The sequence below is a fragment of the Streptomyces sp. NPDC051738 genome, from assembly GCF_044453205.1.
Classification (GTDB): Bacteria; Actinomycetota; Actinomycetes; order Streptomycetales; family Streptomycetaceae; genus Streptomyces.
The window spans coordinates 1-14,452 of sequence record NZ_JBITCM010000013.1; the positions used below are offsets into that span (position 1 = coordinate 1).

Below are 14,452 nucleotides of genomic sequence, written 5' to 3' on the forward strand. Positions count from 1 at the left end.
CTTTGTACTCACCCTCTCGGGCTTTCCTCCGGGCGCTTCCCTTCGGTCTTGCGTTTCCGACTCTATCAGATCCTTTTCCGATCCGATTTCCTCGGTGCTTTCCAGGTTCCCGCTCTCGCGTTTCCCTTTCCGGCGGTTCCGACTTTATCAGAAGTTCCGGGCCGAATTTACCGGCCACTCATTTCCGAATCATCGGGAGAGGCTTCTTGGGAATCGATAGTTCCACTGAAGCAGCTAGATACTCACTCGGCCCGACTGGACTGTGTCCACTTCCAGGCAACTGTTCGAATCTACCTCCCCACGCGCTCCGTGTCAACGGCTCTTGTGGGGCGAAGAGGAGACTAGCAGTTCAACAGGTGTGTCCGCACATCAGGCCGCCGTGGGAACGGCAGCACTGCGCTCGGCCGCCCCGACGTCGCCCGTCTCTCCGGCTCGCGCGGCACGACCGCCGAGGACATAGACGTATGCGAGGAAGGCCAGCTCAGCGACAACGCCGATGCTGATGCGCGCCCAAGTGGGCAGGCCCGACGGGGTGACGAAGCCTTCGATCGCGCCGGAGATGAAGAGGACCAGGGCGAGGCCTATCGCCATGCCTATGGCGGCTCGGCCTTCCTCGGCGAGAGCTGAGCGGCGGGTGCGACGGCCGGGGTCGATGAGAGTCCACCCGAGGCGCAGGCCTGTGCCGGCGGCGACGAAGACCGCGGTCAGTTCGAGGAGACCGTGCGGCAGGACAAGGCCGAGAAAGGTGTCCAGGCGTCCTGCCGAGGACATCAGACCGATGCCGACACCGAGGTTGAGCATGTTCTGGAAGAGGATCCAGAGCACCGGGAGGCCGAGGAAGACACCCAAGATCAGACAGAGGGCCGCGGCCCAGGCGTTGTTCGTCCAGACCTGGGCTGCGAAGGAGGCCGCGGGGTGGCTGGAGTAGTACGTCTCGTACTGGCCTCCGGGGCGGGTGAGCTCGCGCAGTTCGCTGGGGGCCGCGATCGTTGCCTGTACTTCTGGGTGGGTGCCGATCCACCAGCCCAGGAGGGCCGCGACGAGGGTGGACAGGAGCGCCGTGGGCACCCACCAGTGGCGTGATCGGTAGACCGCGGCTGGGAACCCGTGCGCGAGGAAGCGGGTGACATCGCGCCAGGAGGCGCGTCGAGTGCCTGTCACCGCACTACGCGCGCGTGCCACCAGCTGGCTGAGCCGGCCCGTCAACTGGGGGTCGGGAGCGCTGGACTGGATCAGGGAGAGGTGGGTGGCGGTGCGCTGGTAGAGAGCGACGAGTTCGTCTGCCTCGGCGCCGTTGAGGCGACGCTGGCGGCCGAGCAGGGCTTCGAGGCGGTCCCACTCGGCTCGGTGGGCGGTGACGAAGACGTCGAGGTCCATCTGCTTTCCTGCTCCCCGGCTGTTCTCGGCGACTCGTCGTTGGTGTCAGCTTGTCGTACTGCGGCACGATGCGCCCTCAGCTTGGCAGACTGGCCATTCAAGGGGCAGGTCAGGGGAAGGGCGGATGGCGTGAGTGAGCTGGTGACGGGCGAGGCGGTGGCGCTGGAGTTGCGCCCCGCGAAGCTGCCCAGCAGGGCGTTGGCCGTCCTCGTCGATCTGGCCGTGGCTGTGATCGCCTATGTCGTCGTGACCATTGGCGTAGTGGCTGCCACGGCTTCTCTGGATGAGGCGGCGCAGACCGCGCTGTCGATCGCGACGTTCGTTCTGTTGCTGGTCGGCGGTCCGATCGCGGTGGAGACGCTCAGTCATGGGCGATCGCTCGGGAAGTTGGCGTGCGGGCTGCGCGTGGTGCGTGATGACGGTGGACCGATCCGGTTCCGGCACGCGCTGGTGCGGGGTCTCATCGGTGTGATCGAGATTCTGATGACGCTCGGCGTCGTCGCCGTCATCGCTTCGCTGGTGTCCGCGCGCGGGCGGCGGCTCGGTGACGTGTTCGCCGGGACTCTTGTCGTACGGGAGCGGGTGCCCCTCGCGCGGACGGGCTTCGTACCGCCGCCGCCACCGTGGTTGGCCGGGCGGTTCTCGGGTCTCGACCTCTCGGCCGTTCCTGATGGCCTGTGGCTCGCCATCCGCCAGTACCTGACGCGGATGCAACAACTCGACCCCAAGGTCGGGTGGCACATGGCGGAACAGCTCGCGACAGACCTCGCGGCGCGCACGGGTACCCCTGCACCGCAGGGCGTGCCGCCGGCCGCGTATCTGGCGGCTGTTCTACAGGAACGACAGGCGCGAGAGGCGCGGCGCGCATTCGGGCACGGGCCGGTGGCGAGCGGGGCGGGGCCTGCGGCTGGTGCACCGGGCCCGTACGGCCCGCCGGGCGGGTACGGCGTGGAGGTGACTGCGGTCGGCGGGCGGCCCGGAGTGGGAACGGAAGCGGATCGTTCCCCCGTACCGCAGGACGCAGTGCGGCAGACATCGGCGCCGCAGGGCGCGTCATCGGCCGACCGGCCCGCCACCGGCTTCGTACCACCGGCGTAGCCCTTCCCTCTCCCTGTCCTCGCTCAAGCGAACGTGGACGGCGGCATGTCCAGGTCCTCCAGTTCGATGCCGGGGGCCGCGAGGACCACGTCGCCCGCGATGTGTACGGCGTGCTGCTCGCCCGTGTCCAGGGCTGTGACCTGGTATTCGTCCACGGTCAGGGGGGCGTTGTCAGTGGCGTGTGTTTCTCTGTTCACCAAGGCCCAGGACTGGTCCACGGTGCGCGGGGCGAGGACCGGGTCCGTGAAGGCCACGAGGCGTACGCGAGTTGCTGAGGCGGAAGGGGTGAGGCTCAGGAGGCGAGTGGTGGCGATGAGGAACGCGGGGGATGTTCCGGTGAAGGCATGGGCGCGCACATTGCCTTCTGTGGCGTGAGCCCCGGTGGGGTCGGTACGGACCCAGGTGACGCCGTCGAGGGCGGCGCCGCGTACCTGCCAGCCGCCGGCATGGAGTTCCAGACGGATGGGGCGGCCGAGTTCGTCCAGGGCGAGGTCGACGGAGCCGCTGTGATCGCCTGCGGGGGTGGTCAGTTGGGATACGTAGCGCCAGCCGGAAGGGCCGGGGGCGCAGTGGAAGTGTTCTTCTGCGAGGGGGGTGTGATCGTGCGGATCGTGGAGCGAATAACGGCCGCGGGGCATCGGGGTCCTGGGTCTTGACGGGCTGGTCCGGCAACACGGGCTAAACGGCCACATGAGCCAAAGGGGCAGGCCCCCGGCACGGGGGTGCGGGGGCCTGCCTCTGAGGAACTGCTGCTGAGGGGCGCGTCAGTGCACGGGCGCGCTCACCGGGGGCGGCGGCAGTTCGGCTCAGTAGCGGTAGTGGTCGGGCTTGTACGGGCCCTCGACCTCGACGCCGATGTAGGCGGCCTGCTCGGGGCGGAGCTGGGTCAGCTTCACGCCGAGCGCGTCCAGGTGGAGACGGGCGACCTTCTCGTCGAGGTGCTTGGGCAGCGTGTACACGCCAATCGGGTACTCGGACTGCTTGGTGAACAGCTCGATCTGGGCCAGCGTCTGGTCCGCGAACGAGTTGGACATCACGAACGACGGGTGACCGGTGGCGTTGCCCAGGTTCAGCAGGCGGCCCTCGGAGAGGACGATGAGGACCTTGCCGTCGGGGAACTTCCAGGTGTGGACCTGCGGCTTGACCTCGTCCTTGACGATGCCGGGGATCTTGGCGAGGCCGGCCATGTCGATCTCGTTGTCGAAGTGGCCGATGTTGCCGACGATCGCCTGGTGCTTCATCTTGGCCATGTCCGAGGCCATGATGATGTCCTTGTTGCCGGTCGTGGTGATGAAGATGTCGGCCTTGTCGATGACCTCGTCGAGGGTCGTGACCTGGTAGCCGTCCATCGCCGCCTGGAGCGCGCAGATCGGGTCGATCTCGGTGACGATCACGCGGGCGCCCTGTCCGCGCAGGGACTCCGCGCAGCCCTTGCCCACGTCGCCGTAGCCACAGACCACCGCGGTCTTGCCACCGATCAGGACGTCGGTGGCGCGGTTGATGCCGTCGATCAGGGAGTGGCGGCAGCCGTACTTGTTGTCGAACTTCGACTTCGTCACGGCGTCGTTCACGTTGATCGCCGGGAACAGGAGGTCGCCGTCGCGCTGCATCTCGTACAGGCGGTGAACGCCGGTCGTGGTCTCCTCGGTCACGCCGCGGATCTCGGAGGCCAGCTGGGTCCACTTCTGCGAGCCGTCCGTGATGGTGCGGTGCAGGAGCTCGAGGATGACGCGGTGCTCGTCGGACTCGGCGGTGTCGACCGAGGGGACCTTGCCGTCCTTCTCGTACTCGACGCCCTTGTGGACGAGGAGGGTGGCGTCACCGCCGTCGTCCAGGATCATGTTCGGGCCGCCGGTGGGGGTGTTCGGCCAGGTCAGCGCCTGCTCCGTGCACCACCAGTACTCCTCCAGGGTCTCGCCCTTCCAGGCGAAGACCGGGACGCCCTGCGGGTTGTCCACCGTGCCGTTCGGGCCGACGGCGATGGCGGCGGCCGCGTGGTCCTGGGTGGAGAAGATGTTGCAGGACGCCCAGCGGACCTCGGCGCCCAGGGCGACCAGGGTCTCGATGAGGACGGCGGTCTGCACGGTCATGTGCAGGGAGCCGGTGACGCGGGCGCCGGCCAGCGGCTGCGTCTCGGCGTATTCCTTGCGGATCGCCATCAGGCCGGGCATCTCGTGCTCGGCGAGGGTGATCTCCTTGCGGCCGAACTCGGCCAGGGAGAGGTCGGCGACCTTGAAGTCCTGTCGGTTCTCGACAGTCGTCATTGCGAGCTGCTCCTCGGGGTTGGGTCGAGGGTGGGTACGGCTGGTCTGCGCGGCGGCGGACACCGGGGTGCCCGAAGAGGACACAGGCATGCCCGCGTACGCGCAGCGCAGTCCGTCGGAGGCCCTCTCTCCCTCGGTCGGTCCGTGTCGGGACCGCCCGACCGCCATCAGCAGCGACGTCTGGCTCTGTCCCAAGCTACACCGGGAGGTCCGGCCGCCCCCAGTCCGCCTGCGAACAGATCGCGCCATCGATGCGCCATCAACGCGCCACCTAGGGGCTCGGGGCGGGTGGGGCGAGGGTCGGAGGGTCGGCCATAGGCGCGTGGCGGGTGGCGGGTGGCGGGTGAGGGGACGGGGGGGAGGACGGAGAGGGAGGACAGGTGGGAGGACGGGGGTGTGGGGGCGATGGGCAGGAGCGATAACAGGACACCAACGAAGGACCGACAGGAGGCAGTGAACCGGGATGATTGGGGATCTTTGCGCCTTTGAGTCTGCGGCGAGGTGGTGCAGGATGCCCGGGAGATCTGAACAACTGATCGATCTTGCGGGGCGTCCGGGACGGCGATTCCGCATGACAAAGGCGTTAGGAGATCGATGTGACCAGTCCGGCCGGCCCTCCCCCCACGGGCGGCGACAGTGGCGAGCAGAAGCGGTTGAAGCTGCTCGCGGTGACCGCGTGCCCGACCGGCATCGCGCACACGTACATGGCGGCGGAGAAGCTCGCGCAGGCCGCCGAGAGCCGCGGTGTCGACATGAAGGTGGAGACCCAGGGATCCATCGGGGCTGAAAACGTCCTCGATGACAACGATGTCAGCACCGCGGACGGCGTCATCATCGCCGCGGACAAGGACGTGGACCTGAGCCGTTTCGCGGGCAAGCGGGTCCTCACGGTGGGGGTGGCCGAGGGCATTCGGCACCCCGAGCAGCTGATCGAGCGGGTGCTGTCGGCGCCCGTGCACACGGCAGGGGGCACACCCACGGCTCCGTCGGCGGGTGGCAAGGAGCGGAGCGTCGGGTACAAGGCGCTGATGAACGGGGTCAGTTACATGATCCCGTTCGTCGTGGTCGGCGGGCTGCTGATCGCGATCTCGCTCTCGCTCGGCGGGCACACGGACCCGTCGGGCGGTCTGGTCATTCCGAAGGACTCCTTCTGGATGGACGTGAACAACATCGGCGTCATCGGCTTCACGCTGATGGTGCCGATTCTGTCCGGTTACATCGCGTATGCGATCGGGGATCGGCCCGCGCTCGTGCCGGGCATGATCGGTGGCTGGATCGCCAACACCGGTGAGCTGTACGACTCCAAGGCCGGGGCGGGCTTCATCGGGGCGATCGTGACCGGGTTCCTCGCCGGGTATCTGGTGTTGTGGATCAAGAAGGTCAAGGTCCCGAAGTTCGTGCAGCCGATCATGCCGATCATCGTGATCCCGATCGTGGCGACCACGGCGCTCGGGCTGTTCTTCGTCTACGTCATCGGCAAGCCGATCTCCTGGGTGTTCGAGCACCTGACCAGCTGGCTCAGCGGGATGACCGGCACGAGCGCGATCCTGCTCGGGGCGATTCTCGGGCTGATGATCGCGTTCGACATGGGCGGGCCGGTCAACAAGACGGCGTTCCTGTTCGGCGCCGGGCTCATCGCGACCGGCAACCAGACGGTCATGGGCATGTGCGCGGCCGCGATTCCGGTCATGCCGTTGGGGCAGGGTGTCGCCACGCTGATACGGAAGCGGCTGTACACCGAGCAGGAACGGGAGACCGGGCTCGCCTCGCTGTTCATGGGCTGCTTCGGCATCTCCGAGGGCGCGATCCCGTTCGCGGCGGCGCGGCCCGCGCAGGTCATCCCGGCCAACATGCTGGGTGGCGCGGTCGCCGGTGCGATCGCCGGAGTCGCCGGCGTCGAAGACGCGGTGCCGCACGGCGGGCCGATCGTGGCCGTGCTGGGTGCGGTGAGCGGCGTGCCGATGTTCTTCGTGGCCGTGGTGATCGGCTCGGTCGTCACCGCGCTGACCACGGTTGCCCTGGTCGACCTGAGTGAGCGCAGACGGCGCGGGGAGGCGGTCGCCGGTGCGGGTACGGCCGGGCTCGCGCCCACGCCCACGCCCGCGCCCGCGTTGGTCGGGGCGGGTGTCGGAGCGTCGGGGGCGGGTGTCGGAGCGTCGGGGGCGGGTGTCGGAGCGTCGGCGGCTGATGCCGTCGGCACTGTGGCGCCTGCTGGTGCTGTCGGCGAAACGCCGGCTGCTGGTGCCGTTGGCGAAACGCCTGGCGCCGGATCCGTCGGTGAGAGGCGTGGTGCCGGGGCCGTCGGTGAAACGCCGGATGCCGGGGCCGTCGTAGCGCAGCGGGGTGTGCCTGAGGTGGAGGCGGTCGAGGCGGGAGATGCCGGTGAGGGCGCGGACGAGGTGCTCTCCGGCTATCTCACCGAGCAGACCGTGAAGGTCGAACTCGGCGCCGCCGACAAGGAGTCCGCGATCCGGGAGATGGCCGGGCTGCTGGCGCGTACCGGCAAGGTCGCGGACGTGGACGAGCTCGTGGCGACCGCGCTTCGGCGGGAGGCGCAGGGGACGACCGGGCTCGGTGAGGAGATCGCGATTCCGCATGCCAAGACGGATGCGGTGACCGCGCCGGTCGTCGGTTTCGCGCGGTCCACGGAGGGCGTCGAGTGGGGCTCGCTGGACGGTACGAAGGCGAGGCTGGTGTTCATGATCGCCGTACCCGAGGCCGCCGCCGGTGACGAGCATCTGCGCATTCTGGCGCTGCTGTCGCGGAAGTTGATGGACGCGGGGTTCCGGGAACGGCTGCTGGCGGCCGGGGACGAGTCCGCGGTGCTCGGTGTGTTGGGCGAGATCCGGTAGCCGGGGTGAGGAGCGTCGAGGAGCGGTAGCCGAGTGCGGGTCCGCGGCCATCGGGCCGTGGGCCCGCACCGTCGGTTCACTGATCGCCGCTAACCTCTGCCGCCGCGGACGTTCCGCCTGGGAGTCCGCCTGGGAATCCGACTGGGGAGGGACTGCTGATGGAGAAGGCGCGAAGATTCGCGGTCACGGCGTGGGTGATGGGCGCGTTGGGGTTGGCGCTCGTGATCGCGTCCGTGCTGTGGCTGCGGACGGGGTATGTGTTGTCCAGCGTGTCAGGCGAGAGCATGCGGCCCACGTACGACATCGGCGACCGGATCGTCGCCCAGCGCGTCGGCGGGGATGAGGTGGAGCGGGGCGACTTGGTGCTGTTCACGGCGCCGGAGCGCTACGGCGAGCCGGCCGTCATGCAGCGCGTCATCGGCGTCGGCGGTGATCGTGTCGTCTGCTGCGAGGGTACGGACACCGCGCGGGAGCGGATCACCGTCAACGGGAAGCCGCTCAGCGAGCCGTACGTGAAGGACGGCATCGTCGACGGGATGGACCGCCCGTACGACGTGACGGTGCCGGAAGGGCGGCTGTTTCTGCTCGGCGACTACCGGCAGAACTCGCGCGACTCCCGTTTCTTCGAGGAGGACCACGCCGGGACGGTGCCCGTCGGTGCGGTCATGGGCCGGGTGACCGACAGCTATGTGATGCCGCGGCTGCTTGGCGTGGCCGCGCTGCTCGGGCTCCTTCTCGCGCTCGTCGGGCTCGTGTTCGGGATCACGGCACGGAGCATTCGGCGGCGGTCGGTGGCACAGATTGCCCCGTGGGCCCAGCACTCGTGACGGACCCGCTGCGGATGGATACGACGACGGGGCCCGCCGATCGACTCGGCGGGCCCCGTCGTCGTACGGACAACTGCCCTACGGATAGCTGTCGTACGGGGAGTTGTCGTACGCGAAGTTGTCGTGCTGAGAGCTGTCGTACAGGACTCTGTCGTACGGCAATCCGTCGTACGGGATGTCAGTGCTCGGCGTCATGTGACGCCGGTCCCCCAGGCGTCGCCTCGCGGTCGGCGCCCTTGGCTGCCTCGGCCTCGCTGTAGATGTCGGGCTCGAGGTAGATGGCGCGGGCGATCGGGACGGCCTCGCGGATGCGGGACTCGGCGGCGTCGATGGCGGAGGCGACCTCGGCGGCCGTGGCGTCGCGCCGGACTGCGATCTTGGCGGCGACCAGGAGTTCCTCGGGGCCGAGGTGCAGCGTGCGCATGTGGATGATGCGGGTGACCGCGTCGCCGTCGACGACGGCGGCCTCGATCTTCTGGACCTCCTCGACGCCCGCGGACTCGCCGAGCAGCAGCGACTTGGTCTCGATGGCCAGGACGACCGCGATCAGGACGAGCAGGACGCCGATGCAGATGGTGCCGATGCCGTCCCAGACGCCGTCGCCGGTGAGCAGGGCCAGGCCGACGCCGCCCAGGGCGAGGATCAGACCCACCAGCGCGCCGAGGTCCTCCAGGAGGACGACGGGCAGCTCGGGGGCCTTGGCGTGGCGGACGAACTCCTTCCACGACTTCTTGCCCCGCAGGACGTTGGACTCCTTGATGGCCGTGCGGAAGGAGAAGGTCTCCGCGATGATCGCGAAGACGAGGACGCCCACCGGCCAGTACCAGTGCTCGATCTCGTGCGGGTGCTTGATCTTCTCGTAGCCCTCGTAGAGGGCGAACATGCCGCCGACGGAGAACAGGATGATCGAGACGAGGAAGGCGTAGATGTAGCGCTCGCGGCCGTAGCCGAAGGGGTGTTGCGGGGTCGCCTCGCGCTTGGCCTTCTTGCCGCCGACCAGCAGCAGGGCCTGGTTGCCGGAGTCGGCGAGCGAGTGCACGCCTTCGGCGAGCATCGACGACGAGCCGCTGAACGCGAACGCGACGAACTTCGCTGCCGCGATCGCGAGGTTGGCGGCGAGTGCCGCCACGATCGCCTTGGTACCGCCTGACGCGCTCATGTGTCGCGTTGTCCCTTCACCTTCGGAGCCTTCTTGGTCTTCGTGGTCTTCGTGGCCCTCGGAGCCTTCATGGCCTCCGTGACCTTCGTGACCTCGTGACCTTCGTACGTACGCCGTCCCGGGCGTCGCTGAGGGGGCGTGCGGCCCCCGTTCGGCTTTGCCCGTCCTTTGCCGGTGGGCCATTGTTGCAGCCCGGTCCGACAACGGCGTGCCGGGTCGTCGAATGCCCTCGGTCAGGCGACGACCGTGGCCCGGAAGACCGTACCGGCCCCGGACACTTCGGCCTTTTCGCCCGCCGGTACGAAGACGGACCGACCCGGCGTCAGCTCGTGCTCCCCGGCGCGGACGGAGCCCGCCGTGCAGAGCAGGATCTGCGGGGTGGCGCGGGTGAGGTCGTGGGCTGTGGCGCCCTCCGGGAGGACGTACCGGGACAACCGGAACTCGTCGATCGGGGTCTCGTAGACCTCCTCGCCGTCCGGGGCTGCTTCGGGGCGCAGCACGCCCGCGTCTCCCGCCTCGAAGCGGACGACGCGCAGGAGTTCGGGGACGTCGACGTGCTTGGGGGTCAGTCCGCAGCGCAGGACGTTGTCGGAGTTGGCCATGATCTCGACGCCGAGACCGCTGAGGTAGGCGTGCGGGATGCCGGCGCCGAGGAACAGGGCCTCGCCGGGCTGGAGGCGGACGTGGTTGAGGAGCATGGCGGCGATGACGCCGGGGTCGCCGGGGTAGTGGTGGGCGAGGTCGGCGTACGGGGCGTAGTCGCCGCCGAGGCGGGCGCAGGCGGCCGTGGTGTCGGCGACCGTGCGGGCCATCTCGTCCGGGTCGGCGGTGAGGATCGCGGTGAGCACCTCGCGCAGGGCCGCGCCCTCGGGGTGGGCGTGCAGCAGGTCGACGTACGGCTTGAGGGAGTCGACGCCGAGGCCGTCCAGCGCGTCGGCCGCCTCGATGGGGTCGCGGAAGCCGCACAGGCCGTCGAACTCGGTGAGCGCGCAGATCAGTTCGGGCTTGTGGTTGGCGTCCTTGTAGTTGCGGTGGCCGGCGTCCACGGGGATGGCGCGGCGCTCCTCGTCCTCGTAACCCTCCTTCGCCTGCGCCAGGTTGGGGTGCACCTGGAGGGAGAGCGGGGCGCCTGCGGCGAGGATCTTGAGCAGGAAGGGCAGGCGGGGGCCGAACTTCGCCACGGCCGCGGCGCCCAGCTCGCGCTCCGGGTCCGCCTCGATGACCTCGACGAGCGTGCCGCGTTCGGTGCGCGAGGGTGCGCCCGGGTGCGCGCCCATCCACATCTCCGCCTGCGGTTCGCCGGTCGGTTCGGCTCCGAGGAGCTTCGGGATGGCGGTGGTGGAACCCCAGGCGTAGGGGCGGACGGTGTTGTCGAGGCGGTCCATGCGGGTGTCTGCCTGTTCTCTGTGCGTGGGGTGGGTGGGTGCGCTCTGCCGGGTCTGCTGTGCGGGAGGCGGGTGGGTGCTCTGCCGGTTCTGCCGTGTGGGACGCGGGTTGGTCCTGCGTACGACTGCCGTTCGTACGACGGTTTCTCGTGCGTACGGCTGTCAGGGCGCCCTCGGATAGATCAGGCGCCCGAGGCGAGCGCCAGGTAAACGGCGGCGAAATCCGTGATGGCGATCAGTTCCGCGAGGGTCTCCAGTTCGCCGCCGGCCTCCGGCTCCAGTTCGCTGATCGGCGTGTCATGGCTCAGGGCCAGGTCGCGGGCGGCGGGCGCGGCCGTGATGCCACCGATCGGACGGTCCCGCAGCAACACCATGCGCGCGTGCAGGGCGGGGGTCTCCTCCACGCGGTCGCGGAAGAAGTCGTCCGGGTTGGCGCCCTCCGCGAGCCGGCCGGCGAGCAGGGCGTTGTGCGCGGCGAGCGCCTCGGGCAGTTCGGCGACCAGGGAGGGGTGGCCGGAGAGCTCGGCGAGCGCGGCGGCGAAACGACGGCCGGCCGGGCCGGCGGAGACGCCCTCGGTCCAGATCAGCGGGAGCGTGTCGGCGAGTTCGGCGGCCAGGGTCTTGGCGGGGTTGCTGTAGGTCGCGATGGCGGGGCCGCAGCGTTCGGCGATGTGGTCGAGGCGGTCGGCGATCTTCTCGATGGCCTCGGGCGGGGCGGTGAGCATGCCGGTGCGGTCGAGGAGCGCCAGGAGCGGGGTGAGCAGCGCCCACAGGACACTGGGGGCGGAGGCGGCGAGGGGGGCGTCCTGTTCGTACGGGGCCGTCGCCATCGGCACGAACAGGCCGTGGTTGTTGTGCACCGCTTCGGTGAGGGGGGTGCGGGCGGGGGCCACGGCGACGACCGTGCAGCCGCGGCGGTAGGCCTGCTCGGCGAGCAGGGACAGGCCCGGCTCGGTGCCATCGGGCGTGGCGATGAGCAGCAGGTCCACGGAGCCGGCCCAGCCGGGCAGTTCCCAGCGCAGGGCGCCCGCGGCGGGGGCGACGCCGGAGGGGGCCAGTCGGGTGACGGGGCTGGTGGCGCCGGCGAGCGTGCCGAGGAGGTCGGCGACACAGATGGCGGCGGCGCCGGGGCCCGCGATGAGGATGGCGCGGGGGCGGCCGTCGGGTTTGAGGTCGTGGACGCCTGCCTCGACGGCGTGCCGGGCGGCGGTGCGGACACGGGCGCCTGCTTCGGCCGCGCCGCGGAGCAGGGCGCGGTGGTCCGCCTCGGCGAGTGCCTCCGGCGTGTCGAGGAGCGATTCGTCGAGCATGGGCGACAGCCTCCGATCGCCGGGGTGGGTGGGGGCGGGGCGCGTGTCTTGATGGGGTGTTCTGTGGCGGGTCAGTGGCGCTTTTACGGTGGTGACCGTGGCGTTGGGCACCGTGGCTTGGGGCATGGCCAGGGGCGTGTTCACGCCGACGGCCGGGGCGCCTCTACGAGGGGCCTTGGCGTCCTTACGCCGGTGGCCGTGGCGTCGCTACGCCGGTGGCCGTGGCGCCTCGCCTCGATGGCCGTGGTCTCGCGTCACGCGGGGCGGCGGGCCTCGTCGACGAGCAGGACCGGGATGCCGTCGCGGACGGGGTACGCCAGGCCGCAGTCCTGGCCGGTGCAGATCAGCTCGGCGTCCTGCTCCTTGAGAGGGGCGTGGCAGGCCGGGCAGGCGAGGATCTCCAGGAGGCCGGCTTCCAGCGGCATGAGGGGTCCCTTCTGGGGCGGGTGGGTGCGGGATGTGCGGGTGGGCGGATGTGCCTGGTCAGCGTACCGCCGGTGGGGGCGGGGTGCCGGGGTTGGGCGGGAGGAGGTGGGGTGAGGGGCGGGTGGGGGTGCGCGTCGAGCGGGATTCGCCCCCGCCGCCCCTACCCGTCCCATCCACCAGGGGCGCTGCCCCTTCGACCCCGGCCCGCTTCTGGGGGCTGCCGCCCCCAGACCCCCGCTTCGGCCCCGAAAGGGCCTCGTCCTCAAACGCCGGACGGGCTGGAAGTGCTGGCCCGCGTCGAGAGCTCGCCGTCAGTCGTCTCAGCCCTTGATGATCCCCAGCACCTCGTCCCGTACCTTCGCCATCGTCGCCTCGTCCCTTGCCTCCGCGTTCAGGCGCAGCAGGGGCTCCGTGTTGGACGGGCGGACGTTGAACCACCAGTCGGCGGCCGTGACGGTCAGGCCGTCGAGTTCGTCCAGTCCTACGCCCTCCCGGCCCTCGTACGTGGCCTTGATGGCTGCCAGGCGGCCTGCCTGGTCGGCGACTGTGGAGTTGATCTCGCCGGAGCCGGTGTAGCGGTCGTACTGGGCGACCAGGGCGGAGAGGGGGCCGTCCTGGCCGCCCAGCGCCGCCAGGACGTGGAGGGCGGCCAGCATGCCCGTGTCGGCGTTCCAGAAGTCCTTGAAGTAGTAGTGGGCGGAGTGCTCGCCGCCGAAGATGGCGCCGTTCTTGGCCATCTCGGCCTTGATGAAGGAGTGGCCTACGCGGGTGCGGACCGGGGTTCCGCCGTTCTCCTTGACGACCTCCGGGACCGACCAGGACGTGATCAGGTTGTGGATGATCGTGCCCTTGCCGCCGTGCTTGGCAAGTTCGCGGGAGGCGACCAGGGCGGTGATGGCGGAGGGGGAGACCGGGTCGCCGTGCTCGTCGACGACGAAGCAGCGGTCGGCGTCGCCGTCGAAGGCGATGCCGAGGTCGGCGGACTCCTCACGGACCCGCTTCTGGAGGTCGACGATGTTCGCCGGGTCCAGCGGGTTCGCCTCGTGGTTCGGGAAGGTGCCGTCCAGTTCGAAGTACATCGGGACGACGGTGAGGGGCAGGCCGGCGAGGACCGTCGGGACCGTGTGGCCGCCCATGCCGTTGCCCGCGTCGACGACGACCTTCAGGGGGCGGATGGAGGTCAGGTCGACCAGGGAGCGGAGGTGGGCCGCGTAGTCCTCCAACGTGTCCCGCTGGGTGATGGTTCCCTGCGTTGCCGCCGGCTCCGGGGCGCCCGAGTCCGTCCAGCCCTCGGCCAGTTCGCGGATCTGCGCGAGGCCGGTGTCCTGTCCGACGGGGGCGGCGCCCGCGCGGCACATCTTGATGCCGTTGTACTGGGCCGGGTTGTGCGAGGCCGTGAACATCGCGCCCGGGAGGTGCAGCGCACCCGAGGCGTAGTACAGCTGGTCGGTGGAGCACAGGCCGATCTCGGTGACGTCGACGCCCTGGGCTACGGCTCCGCGTGCGAAGGCGCGGGACAGGCCGGGGGACGAGGGGCGCATGTCGTGCCCGATCACGATCGCGCTCGCGCCGGTCACCTGCACGAAGGCAGCCCCGAAGAGTTCGGCCAGCGGCTCGTCCCACTGGTCGGGGACCACTCCGCGCACGTCGTACGCCTTCACGAGCTGTGACAGATCAGCGGTCACGGCCAACCCTCCTGAAAGTCCTGTCGGTCACCCCAAACTACCCGCCCGTGCTGACAGTGCGCTGTGTGC

General features: G+C 69.9%; 11 protein-coding genes. 3 read left to right on the forward strand and 8 right to left on the reverse strand.

Annotated features, from left to right (window positions below; genetic code table 11):
• Positions 1-369 precede the first annotated feature (369 nt).
• Positions 370-1,377, reverse strand: coding sequence for a stage II sporulation protein M (locus tag ACIA8X_RS28140; protein WP_393455536.1), 1,008 nt, complete (start codon positions 1,375-1,377; stop codon positions 370-372).
• Between the two features lie 129 nt (positions 1,378-1,506).
• On the opposite strand from ACIA8X_RS28140, the gene ACIA8X_RS28145 reads away from it, so the two are divergent.
• Positions 1,507-2,475 carry an RDD family protein gene (locus tag ACIA8X_RS28145; RefSeq protein ID WP_393455533.1) on the forward strand — a complete coding sequence of 323 codons (969 nt, stop codon included), beginning with the start codon at positions 1,507-1,509 and terminating at the stop codon, positions 2,473-2,475.
• Between the two features lie 23 nt (positions 2,476-2,498).
• Here the strand turns inward: ACIA8X_RS28145 and ACIA8X_RS28150 are convergent, their stop codons facing one another.
• Together ACIA8X_RS28150 and ahcY are read right to left on the reverse strand one after the other, a co-directional pair.
• Entirely contained in the window at positions 2,499-3,113 is a 615-nt protein-coding gene (locus ACIA8X_RS28150; protein ID WP_393455530.1) for a hypothetical protein, read from the reverse strand.
• Between the two features lie 168 nt (positions 3,114-3,281).
• Positions 3,282-4,739 (reverse strand): adenosylhomocysteinase, encoded by a 1,458-nt coding sequence (gene ahcY, locus ACIA8X_RS28155; RefSeq protein ID WP_393455527.1) that lies wholly within the window; start codon positions 4,737-4,739, stop codon positions 3,282-3,284.
• A 596-nt stretch (positions 4,740-5,335) separates the two neighbouring features.
• On the opposite strand from ahcY, the gene ACIA8X_RS28160 reads away from it, so the two are divergent.
• Both ACIA8X_RS28160 and lepB read left to right on the forward strand, forming a co-directional pair.
• Positions 5,336-7,591, forward strand: a complete 2,256-nt coding sequence (locus ACIA8X_RS28160) for a fructose-specific PTS transporter subunit EIIC (protein ID WP_399459402.1) — start codon at positions 5,336-5,338, stop codon at positions 7,589-7,591.
• Positions 7,592-7,749: 158 nt separating this feature from the next.
• Positions 7,750-8,418, forward strand: a complete 669-nt coding sequence (lepB, locus tag ACIA8X_RS28165; protein ID WP_399459403.1) for a signal peptidase I — start codon at positions 7,750-7,752, stop codon at positions 8,416-8,418.
• A 178-nt stretch (positions 8,419-8,596) separates the two neighbouring features.
• Here lepB and ACIA8X_RS28170 read toward each other — a convergent pair whose 3' ends face one another.
• The 5 genes from ACIA8X_RS28170 to ACIA8X_RS28190 all read right to left on the reverse strand — a co-directional run bounded on the left by ACIA8X_RS28170 (position 8,597) and on the right by ACIA8X_RS28190 (position 14,383).
• A complete protein-coding gene (locus tag ACIA8X_RS28170) occupies positions 8,597-9,577 on the reverse strand; it encodes a cation diffusion facilitator family transporter (RefSeq protein ID WP_393455518.1) in 981 nt (326 codons plus the stop codon).
• A 233-nt stretch (positions 9,578-9,810) separates the two neighbouring features.
• Positions 9,811-10,962 (reverse strand): mannose-6-phosphate isomerase, class I, encoded by a 1,152-nt coding sequence (gene manA / locus ACIA8X_RS28175; protein WP_393455515.1) that lies wholly within the window; start codon positions 10,960-10,962, stop codon positions 9,811-9,813.
• A 182-nt stretch (positions 10,963-11,144) separates the two neighbouring features.
• Positions 11,145-12,272, reverse strand: coding sequence for an SIS domain-containing protein (locus ACIA8X_RS28180; RefSeq protein ID WP_393455512.1), 1,128 nt, complete (start codon positions 12,270-12,272; stop codon positions 11,145-11,147).
• Positions 12,273-12,526: 254 nt separating this feature from the next.
• On the reverse strand, positions 12,527-12,697 hold the full coding sequence (locus ACIA8X_RS28185; RefSeq protein WP_020940431.1) for a Trm112 family protein: 171 nt from the start codon (positions 12,695-12,697) through the stop codon (positions 12,527-12,529).
• A 321-nt stretch (positions 12,698-13,018) separates the two neighbouring features.
• Complete coding sequence (locus ACIA8X_RS28190) at positions 13,019-14,383, reverse strand: phosphomannomutase/phosphoglucomutase (RefSeq protein WP_393455508.1); 1,365 nt, start codon at positions 14,381-14,383, stop codon at positions 13,019-13,021.
• Positions 14,384-14,452 lie beyond the last annotated feature (69 nt).